Genomic DNA, 1050 nt, shown 5'->3' with positions numbered 1-1050 from the left:
CCCGGACATTCTCCCGGGAAACGAGAACGCTCCGCGCCCCGGTCCCGTCGAGGCCCTCGGCGCCCGGCTCGCCGCCGCCGACGCCTTTATCGTCGTCACCCCCGTCGACAACCGCGGCTACCCGGCCTCACTCAAGACGGCGATCGACTGGTTCTTCGACGAATGGAGCGCCAAGCCGGTCGGCTTCGTCTCGTACGGTGGCATGGGCGGAGGTCTGCACGCGGTGGAGCAACTGCGCCAGGTCTTCGACGAGGTGCACGCCGCCACGATCCGCAACACCATCTGCTTCACCGACGTCTGGGAGAAGTTCGACAACCGGGGCGAGCCGGTCGAGGAGTCGGCGGCCCACACCGCGGCCAAGCGGTTCCTCGACCAGCTCCTGTGGTGGGGCGAAACGCTGCGGCAGGGGCGGAGTCAGCGCCCGTACCCGACCTGACGCACACCGGCGACGCCCCGGCTCCCGGAAGAGGCGGCACGCCCTTCCCGGTCACTCGCGCTGGGGTCGCGCGGCCGGGTGAGCGGCGGCGCCGACACCGCTCGCCCGGCTGCGGGCGGGAGCGCCCTCGCGGGCCCCCGAAGAAGTCTCAGAAAATTTCTGAGGTTCTCCGCCGAGTGGTGTCGAGAACCCGTTCGCGGCTCCGACGTCTCCTGTGAAAGTCGCCCCGCGAGGGGGTGACACCCACAGCGGAGGAAACGACATCATGAAGTACCTGGTGATGGTCCAGAGCGCACAGGCCGACTACGACGCCATGAGCGGCAAGGGGTCCTCCCACAGCCCGGCCTGGAACGAGAGCGACCTTCAGGCGATGTTCAGCCACATGGGCGCCATCAGCAACGACCTCGCCGAATCCGGCGAACTGGTCGAAGCACAGGGGCTCACCGAACCCGCCGCCACCCGCACCGTCACCGCGGGGTCGGACGGCCGGCCCGTCGTCACCGACAACCCCTACAGTGCGACCGGGGAAGTCATCGCCGGCTACTGGGTCCTCGACTGCGAGAGCCTGGATCGGGTCACCGAGGTCGCCGCCCGTATCGCCCAGTGCCCTGTTC

The 1050-nt window shown here is 69.4% G+C and carries 2 protein-coding genes; both read left to right on the top strand.

The genetic code is table 11. The features are described 5' to 3' along the window. On the top strand, positions 1–436 hold a 436-nt coding region (locus tag ACWF94_RS40945), incomplete at its 5' end, for an NADPH-dependent FMN reductase (RefSeq protein WP_453500447.1). 265 nt (positions 437–701) lie between these two features. Beyond that, positions 702–1050: YciI family protein (locus ACWF94_RS40940; protein ID WP_453500445.1), on the top strand; the 349-nt coding region annotated here is incomplete at its 3' end.

Source organism: Streptomyces sp. NPDC055078, from assembly GCF_053607985.1.
Note: the sequence above shows the minus strand (reverse complement) of the source record. Positions and strands in the feature narration are given on the sequence as shown.